The following is an 8,346-nucleotide window of genomic DNA, read 5'->3' as shown; positions in this document are numbered from 1 at the left end:
CAAACCGTTGCTCTTCTAGAAAAAGGGCGGCGTACGTTTGTGCATGCTCGCTTTGGAGAAGGAACTGCAGATCGCCTGCCTGAAATCGATGTTCGCCGACAGGAAGCGCCGGACTTGCAGCGAGGTTGAGCCAAGAATCAGGGCGACCTCGGTACGGCTCCAGAACTTCCTTGCGGTACTGCTCAAGCGTGTTCCAGATGTTGAAGATCGTGTAGAGAGCACGGCTCCCGGCCCCCACGTTGCGATCACGAGTTTCGCGCTCGCGCCGCTTACTTTCTAGGAGGAAGGCTCCCCATGCCCCGGCGAAGGCGGCTACCAGGGTGGCCAGAATCGCGACTACATCCTTGTACTCGGGCATTCGAACCCCGTGACGCGAAACTACAGATAGACATGATGTGACGCTCTGCCCGATGCGGCCTGTCGCGCCGTGACCGAACCGATGCTACGACCTCGGCTCTCCTCGAGAAACCCCCTCGTCAAGCCCCGGCGATGCGAGCCTCGTCGGTGCAACAGGCCGCCTGAAAGTCCACGGAACGGAGCTGACACGCTGACCGCCGCCATTCACTCCCCCCACCCCTCACGCCTTCTCTCCTCCCGCTCCTGCCGCTCCTGCGCGAACAGTTCTTCCAGTTGCTGCCGCCCGGCCTTGGCCATCGACACCAGCAGCGCCTGGTCCTTGCGGTGCGGCCACATTTCCTCCAGCTGCTGCAGGTTGTGGCGCCGGAAGCGTAGCGCCAGGGACCGGGCGTGGTGGGGCTGCCAGCCCATCGCCTCCAGCACGCTGCGCGCGCTCATCAAGGACGCGTCCAGCGTCTCGCGCTCGATGTGCGTCACGCCGCGGTCGCGCAGCGAATACCAGTGCTGCACGTTGCGGGCGCGCGCCACGACGGTGAGGTGCGGAAAGTGCTCGCGCGCCAGGTCGGCGACCTTGAGGCTCTGCTCCACGTCGTCGATCGCGATGACCAGCACCCTGGCCTGGGCCGCGCCCGCGGTGCGCAGCAGGTCCAGGCGCGTCGCGTCGCCGTAATAGACCTGGAAGTCGAAGCGGCGCAGCACCTCGATCTGCTCGGCGTCGTGGTCCAGCACCGTGGCCTTCAGGCCGTTGGCGTACAGCAGCCGCGAGACGATCTGCCCGTAGCGGCCGAAGCCGGCGATGATGATCGGCGCCTCCTGCGGCTCGCTCAGTTCTTCCATGTCGGGGCCGCTGCGCAGCGCATAGCGCGGCATCACCCAGCGGTCGAAGGCGACCAGCAGCAGCGGCGTCACCAGCATCGACAGCGCCACCGCGCCGATCAGCACCGACGCCGTCTCGTTGGAGAACACCTTCGCGTTGGCCGCGGCCTGGAACACGACGAAGGCGAACTCGCCGCCCTGGGCCAGCAGCAGGGTGAAGACGGGCCGTTCCTGCCAGGGGATGCCCATGCCCTTGGCCAGGCCCCACAGCACCGCGGCCTTGATCGCCAGAAAGCCCGCCAGCAGGCCCAGCACGATGCCGGGGTGCGCCAGCAGCGCGTCGAAGTCGACCGACATGCCGACCGCGATGAAGAACAGGCCCAGCAGCAGGCCCTTGAAGGGCTCGACGTCGGTCTCGAGCTCGCGCTTGTATTCGCTCTCGGCCAGCAGCACACCGGCCAGAAAGGCGCCCAGCGCCATCGACAGGCCCACCACCTGCATCAGCGCCGCGATGCCGACCACCAGGCCCAGCGACGCGGCGGTAAAGATCTCGGGCGTGTTGCTCCTGGCGATCCAGCGGAACAGCGGGCGCAGCAGCAGCCGGCCGCCCAGCACGATGGCGCCGATGACTGCGAGCGCGCGCAGGCCCTCCCACCAGGCGTGGCCTTCCACCGCCTCGCCGGCGCCCAGCAGCGGGATCAGCGCCAGGATCGGGATCGCCGCGACGTCCTGGAACAGCAGGATGGAAAACCCGGCCTGGCCCGAGGTGGTGGGCATCAGGTTGCGTTCGCCCATCACCTGCAGCGCGATCGCGGTGGAGCTGAGCGCCAGGCCGAGCGCAGCCACGACCGCCAGCTTCCACGGCGCGCCCAGCGCCCAGCCGGCCAGGCCCAGCACCGCGGCGCAGCCGACGACCTGGGCCGTGCCCCAGCCGAAGATCGGCCGCCGCAGCGCCCACAGGCGCTTGGGCTCCAGCTCCAGCCCGACGAGAAACAGCATCAGCACCACGCCGAACTCGGCGAAGTGGAGGATGGTCTCGGGGTCGCTGACCAGCCCCAGGCCGAAGGGCCCGATAAGCAGCCCGGCGGCCAGGTAGCCGATGATCGACCCGAGCCCCAGCGCCTGGGCCAGCGGCACGATGACGACGGCCGCGCCCAGGAACACCAGGCTGCTCGACAGCCAGGGGGTCACCGCGCTCACGACGCCGGCTCCTCGACGGCCGCCGCGGATTGGGCGGGCGACTGAGCGGGCGTCGTGGGCTCCGGCCGGTCGCCCTCCGGCAGCACGCAGGACGGGCAGGCGTCCATGTCGGCCAGCTCGGGCCAGTCGGGGTAGCTGGCCAGGCGCTCGCGGTAGGTGTCCACGTGCTCGGCCAGGCCGGCGCGGCCCAGCTGGTGGGCGCCGTGCATCAGCAGCGGCGGCAGGAAGCGCATGCCGCACAGCGTGGCCGTCTGCTCGTAGGGCGGCAGGAAGGCGTCGAAGAAGTAGCGGTTGTAGCCCTCGGGCCGGTAGGCGGCCTCGGTGCCGCCGGTCGACGCGACCAGCCACACGTCCTTGCCGCGCAGCGCCGTGCCGTCGCGCCCGCCGGCCCGGCCGTAGGCCCAGCCCAGGGCCAGCACGTCGTCGAACCACAGCTTCATCAGCGGCGGCGGCCCGTACCAGTGCACCGGGTGCTGCCAGACCACCAGGTCGGCGCGCTGCAGCGCGGCCTGCTCGGCCGGCACGTCGATCAGGTAGTCGGGGTACAGGGCGTAGAGGTCGCGCACGTCCAGCGTCGCGCCCTCGGCGGCGGCCAGCGCGCGCGCCGCCTCCAGCAGGGCCTTGTTGACGCGCGACAGCCGCAGGTCGGGGTGGGCGGACAGCACCAGCACATGGGCCATGGGGGCGGCTCCGTGATCGAATCGCACAGGACGAGGGTTCGCCGGGAGGGCGGCGGCACGAAAGCTGCCGCTAACATCGGCCTGCATTCTCCAGCGTCCTTCCCGCCCTACCCCTGACAGGAGCGAACGATGCCCGTGATCGTGGTGGCCAATCCCAAGGGCGGCGTCGGCAAGTCGACGCTGTCCACCAACCTCGCCGGCTGGCTGGCGCGACAGGGTCATGCGGTGATGCTGGGCGACGCCGATCGCCAGCAGTCGGCCCGCACCTGGCTGGGCCTGCGTCCCGGCGGGCTGCCGGTCATCACCGGCTGGGAGGTGGCGCCCGACCACCTGGTGAAACCGCCCAAGGGCACCAGCCACGTGGTGCTGGACACCCCGGCCGGCCTGCACGGCAAGAAGCTCGACGACGTGATGAAGATCGCCGACAAGGTGCTGGTGCCGCTGCAGCCCAGCATCTTCGACATCTACGCGACGCGCGCCTTCCTCAGCGAGCTGATGGCGCGCCGCAAGAGCGGCGACGTGCAGGTGGCCGTGATCGGCAACCGCGTGCGCGAGGGCACGATCTCGGCCGACCAGCTGGCCGCCTTCCTCGGCACGCTGGGGGTGCCGCTGCTGGGCCAGCTGCGCGACACGCAGAACTACATCCACCTGGCCGCGCGCGGCCTGAGCCTGTGGGACGTGGCGCCGAGCCGCGTCGAGAAGGACCTCGAGCAATGGGGCCCCGTCACGCGCTGGGCGGCGAGGGACTGAATGAAGACCTTCGAACGATTGGCCGACCTGCAGGCCCTGGTGGGGCAGGACCTCGGCGAGAGCGACTGGGTGCTGGTCGACCAGGCGCGCGTCGACCGCTTCGCCGACGCCACCGGCGACCACCAGTGGATCCACCTCGACGCCGCACGCGCCGCGGCCGGGCCCTACGGCACGACCATCGCGCACGGCTTCCTCACGCTGAGCCTGCTGCCGATGCTCTTCGAAACAGCCTATGCCGTCGCCGACACGCGCATGGGCGTCAACTACGGCCTCAACCGCGTGCGCTTCCCGGCGCCGGTGCCGGTCGGCAGCCGCGTGCGCGGACGCTTCAGGCTGCTGAGCTACGAGCCCATCGACGGCGGCGCGCAGCTGGTCGTCGAGGCCACGATCGAACGCGAAGGCTCGACCAAGCCGGTGTGCGTGGCCGAGTCGGTGACGCGGCGCTTCACCTAGGCCTGCTCGCGCGATCGGAGGGCACGCACCCGGGCTGCGATACTCGCAGCCAAGGGGGCAGAGCCTTGACCACGGATCAGGCCAACCAGGGCCCGTCGGACGACGGGTCGCGGCGCGAGCATGTCGCCGACGAGCAGCTGCGCATGGTGCTGTCGCACACGCAGTCGGCCACGCTGATCGCGACCGGCTTCGCGCTGGTGATGGCGGCCTACGCGCACGGCAGCACGCCGCGCCACCTGGTCACCGCGTGGGTCGTGGCCAAGCTCGCGATCGCGCTGCTGCGCATGAGCGTCGCCTGGGTCTACCAGCGTCGCGGCCAGCCCCCCGGCGCGCCCTGGCGCCGCGCGATCTACGCCCTGCTGGCCGTCGACGGCGCCGTCTGGGGCATCGCCGGCCTGGCACTGATGTCCGAACCCGAGCCGCTGGCCGCGCTGGTGGCCGCGGCCCTGGCCTGCGTGACCTGCATCGCGACCTTCGGCCTGCAGGTGCGGCTGGCCGCGACCATGGCCTACGCCCTGCCCATCCTGCTGCCCACCGCCGCCGGGCTGGCACTGCGTGGCGACGAGTTCGGCCTGCTGGGCGCCGGCGGCCTGGTGCTGGTGCAGGTGGTGCAGGTCGTCACCGCGCGGCGCGCCGAGCGGCGCTTCGCGGCCGGCGTGCAGCTGCGGCTGCAGGCCGAGGCGCTGGCGCAGGAGAAGGACTCGGCCCTGCAGCTGGCGCGCCAGCAGAGCGCAGCCAAGGCGCAGTTCCTCGCCAACATCAGCCACGAGCTGCGCACGCCGCTGCACGGCATCCTGGGCCTGGCGCGGCTGCTGCACATCGATGCGCGCGAGCCCGAGGTGCTGCACCGGCTGCAGCTGATCGAGGCCTCGGGCACGCACCTGCTGACGCTGATCAACGACCTGCTCGACGTGTCGCGCAGCGAGACCGGCCGCTTCGTGCTGCGCGACGAGCGCTTCGACCTGTCGGTGCAGGCCGCCTTCGTGGCCGACGTGTTCGCGGTGCGCGCCACGGACAAGGGCCTGGCCTTCCGGCTGACCGACCGGCTGCCCGTGCCCTGCTGGGTCACCGGCGACGCGGCGCGGCTGCGCCAGGTGCTGCACAACCTGCTGGGCAACGCGCTCAAGTTCACGACCGCCGGCCGCATCGAGCTGCTGCTGGAGCGTCCGCGGCCCGACGGCCCGGTGCGCATCGAGGTGCGCGACACCGGCCTCGGCATCCCGCGGGCCGAGCAGGCGCGCATCTTCCAGGCCTTCCACCAGGTCGGCGGCGGCGATGCCGAACCCAGCAGCGGTGCCGGCCTGGGCCTGACGATCACGCGCGAGATCGCGCATGCGATGGGCGGCGAGATCACGCTCGAGAGCCGGCCCGGCGAAGGCTCGTGCTTCGTCTTCACGGCGCCGCTGCCGCCCGCGCCAGTGCACCCCGAGCCGCCGGCCGAGGCGCCGCCGGCCGGCGCGGTGGCGCTGCGGCGCGTGCTGGTGGCCGAGGACGACGACGTCAACGCGCTGATCATCGGCGCCTACCTCGCGCAGCTGGGCATCGTCTGCGAGCGCGTGCACAACGGCCGCGAGGCGGTCGGCCATGCGCTGCGCGAGACCGAGCGGCCCGAGCTCGTGCTGATGGACTGGCGCATGCCGGTGATGGACGGCATCAGCGCCACGCGCGAGATCCGCGTGCAGGAACGCGCGCTCGGCCTGCCGCGCCTGCCGGTGATCGCGCTGACCGCCACCGCCTCGCCCGACGACCGGCGGCTGTGCATCGACAGCGGCATGGACGACTTCCTCGCCAAGCCCTTCACCGAGGACGCGCTGAAGGACGTGCTGCAGCGCTGGAGCGGCGTCAACCGCTAGCGTGAACCTGCCCTAGGGAAGGTCTGCAAAACAGGCCCGCAGTTTGCATGATCTGAGCGCATGACCGTCAACCGGAAGACTGCCATGAAGCAACTGGGACTGGGGCTGAACCTGTCGACCAAGAAGACCCGCAAGCGCGAGTTCCTGGAGGACATGGAACGTGTGGTGCCGTGGGCGGTGCTGGTGCAGATCGTCGAGCCGTACTACCCGAAGGCCAGGACCGGACGGCCGCCCTTCGGCATCGAGACCATGCTGCGCATCCACTACCTGCAGCAGTGGTTCGGGCTGTCGGATCCGGCGATGGAAGAGGCGCTGCACGACGTGCCCCTGTACCGCGAGTTCGCCAAGCTCGACGGCGTCACGGCCCGGCTGCCCGACGAGACCACCATCCTGCGGTTCCGCCACCTGCTGGAGCGTCACGACCTGGCGGTGGACATGCTGCGGGTCGTCAACGACCTGCTGCAGCACAAGGGCCTGATGCTGCGCAGCGGCACGGCGGTGGATGCCACGCTGATCTCGGCGCCGAGTTCGACCAAGAACATCGAGGGCGAGCGCGATCCGGAGATGAAGCAGACCAGGAAGGGCAACAACTGGTACTTCGGCATGAAGTGCCACATCGGCGTGGATGCCCAGTCTGGGCTGGTACACACCGTGGTGGGCACCGCGGCCAACGTCAACGACTTGAACGTCGCCGGGCAGCTGCTGCACGGCCAGGAGCACGCCGCCTTCGGCGACGCCGGCTACCAGGGCGTTCACAAGCGGCCCGAGGCAGCGGGGCCGACCTGGCATGTGGCCATGCGCCCGGGCCTGCGCAGGCAGCTCAATCCCTTCATCGAGCCCGACTACCTGGCCGAGCGCATCGAGAAGATGAAGGCCAGCGTGCGGGCCAAGGTCGAGCACCCGTTCCGGGTCCTGAAGCGGCAGTTCGGCTACACGAAGGTGAGGTACCGGGGCCTGAGGAAGAACACCGCGCAGATCGTCACGCTGTTCGCGCTGAGCAACCTGTGGATGACGCGCAGGCAGCTGATGGGAGCGCCGGGATGAGTGCGTCCCAAAGGCCTGCAGCGGGCGCGCGAGGCGTCCAACGCGCCTGCGACGCAGTGCCAAAGGGCCGCGCGACAGGCCGGATCGACGGCTTCGGCGCGTCATCGCGATTACTTCACTTCAAACCGCACCGCGCGTCGCGTTGTGCAGACCTTCCCTAGGCCGCGATGCGCTGCGGCAGCGCGTCGGCCTGCTCTTCCTCGGCGTGCTCGAAGAGCTGCAGGTCGGGGTGGAAGGTCTCGATCATGAAGGGGTAGAGGCCATGACGCGCCGCGAGCCAGGTGCGCTCGGCCGCGGTCACGTCGAAGGCCAGGATGCGGTGCGGCAGGCCGCCGGCATGCGCCAGCGGCACGCGGTCGTCGGGGCCCAGCGCGTCGCGGAAGCCCAGCTTGCGGTAGATGCGGATCAGCGCCTCGCTGCGCGCGCCGATCACCATCCAGCGCACCTGGCTGGCCAGGCAGTACAGGTAGCCGGCCTTCATCAGCGCCAGCCGCGTCAGCGGGTCGGCGCCGGGCGCGACGGCCAGGCGCGTGATCTCGGCGCGCGGCTGCTCGGCCAGGTCGCGCGGCAGGATCACGCTGTGTTCCAGCTGCAGCAGGCCGTGCGTCGCGCGCTGGATGCGCGCGGTGCCGACCGGCGCGCCGCCAGCCTTGTCGCGGCCCAGCAGCACCGCGGTGCCGCGCTGGCGGTCCAGCGCGTCGGGTTCGCCGAGCTGGGGGCCCAGCGTCGGCAGGTGGTGGCCGTAGCCCTGCGCACGCACGGCGCAGGCTGCGCGCAACGCGGTCTCGCCGCGCGCCAGGCCGATCGTGAAACTGAGTTCGCTGCTCGCCATCGCCGCCCTCCGCGCACGCGACGCGCGTGCGTGAAGGGCAAGGTAGCGAGGCCAGGCGTCGCCGAAGCCCGGAACAAGGGGGCGTTGCAGCCCCCTAGTCACTGGACCGGCGTCAGAGCTTCTGAGCTTGCATGAAGCGGTCGAAGGTCCCTTCGGTGAAGCGGAACCAGACGTTCTGCTCGGCGCGGAACTTGGCGTAGTCCTCGTAGACCTTCTTCCAGTCCGGGTTCCGGTCGGAGATCTCGTCGTACATCTTCATCGCCGACTTGAAGGCGGCGTTCATCACGTCCGTCGGGAAGGGCCGGAGCTTGGTGCCGGCGCCGACCAGCTGCTTCAGCGCGATCGGGTTCTTGGCGTCGTA

At 70.5% G+C, this 8,346-nt stretch carries 8 protein-coding genes and 1 pseudogene; 4 read left to right on the top strand and 5 right to left on the bottom strand.

Annotated elements, in window-relative coordinates:
- The 3 genes from QZV97_RS19790 to QZV97_RS19780 form a co-directional block, all read right to left on the bottom strand.
- Nucleotides 1-358 (bottom strand): hypothetical protein (locus QZV97_RS19790; RefSeq protein WP_295646872.1); only part of this gene is annotated, 358 nt, incomplete at its 3' end.
- Between the two features lie 203 nt (nt 359-561).
- The gene (gene kefC, locus QZV97_RS19785; RefSeq protein WP_295646875.1) at nt 562-2,364 is read right to left on the bottom strand and encodes a glutathione-regulated potassium-efflux system protein KefC; all 1,803 of its coding nucleotides are present in this window, start codon (nt 2,362-2,364) and stop codon (nt 562-564) included.
- Between the two features lie 5 nt (nt 2,365-2,369).
- Nucleotides 2,370-3,053: an NAD(P)H-dependent oxidoreductase gene (locus QZV97_RS19780; protein WP_295646869.1), complete on the bottom strand. Its 684-nt coding sequence runs from the start codon at nt 3,051-3,053 to the stop codon at nt 2,370-2,372.
- Between the two features lie 129 nt (nt 3,054-3,182).
- On the opposite strand from QZV97_RS19780, the gene QZV97_RS19775 reads away from it, so the two are divergent.
- From QZV97_RS19775 to QZV97_RS19760, 4 genes are all read left to right on the top strand, one after another.
- Nucleotides 3,183-3,803 (top strand): ParA family protein, encoded by a 621-nt coding sequence (locus QZV97_RS19775; RefSeq protein WP_295646866.1) that lies wholly within the window; start codon nt 3,183-3,185, stop codon nt 3,801-3,803.
- Nucleotides 3,804-4,256, top strand: a complete 453-nt coding sequence (locus QZV97_RS19770; protein WP_295646863.1) for a MaoC family dehydratase — start codon at nt 3,804-3,806, stop codon at nt 4,254-4,256.
- A 65-nt stretch (nt 4,257-4,321) separates the two neighbouring features.
- Nucleotides 4,322-6,109: an ATP-binding protein gene (locus QZV97_RS19765; protein WP_295646860.1), complete on the top strand. Its 1,788-nt coding sequence runs from the start codon at nt 4,322-4,324 to the stop codon at nt 6,107-6,109.
- An 84-nt stretch (nt 6,110-6,193) separates the two neighbouring features.
- Nucleotides 6,194-7,153 (top strand): IS5 family transposase, encoded by a 960-nt coding sequence (locus QZV97_RS19760; RefSeq protein ID WP_295646857.1) that lies wholly within the window; start codon nt 6,194-6,196, stop codon nt 7,151-7,153.
- Between the two features lie 157 nt (nt 7,154-7,310).
- Here the strand turns inward: QZV97_RS19760 and QZV97_RS19755 are convergent, their stop codons facing one another.
- Both QZV97_RS19755 and QZV97_RS19750 read right to left on the bottom strand, forming a co-directional pair.
- The gene (locus QZV97_RS19755) at nt 7,311-7,985 is read right to left on the bottom strand and encodes a hypothetical protein (protein WP_295646854.1); all 675 of its coding nucleotides are present in this window, start codon (nt 7,983-7,985) and stop codon (nt 7,311-7,313) included.
- A gap of 112 nt (nt 7,986-8,097) precedes the next feature.
- A pseudogene (locus QZV97_RS19750) lies at nt 8,098-8,346 on the bottom strand (ABC transporter substrate-binding protein); the annotation flags it as partial.

Source organism: uncultured Methylibium sp., assembly GCF_902826655.1.
In the GTDB taxonomy this organism is placed as follows: domain Bacteria; phylum Pseudomonadota; class Gammaproteobacteria; order Burkholderiales; family Burkholderiaceae_C; genus Methylibium.
Note: the sequence above shows the minus strand (reverse complement) of the source record. Positions and strands in the feature narration are given on the sequence as shown.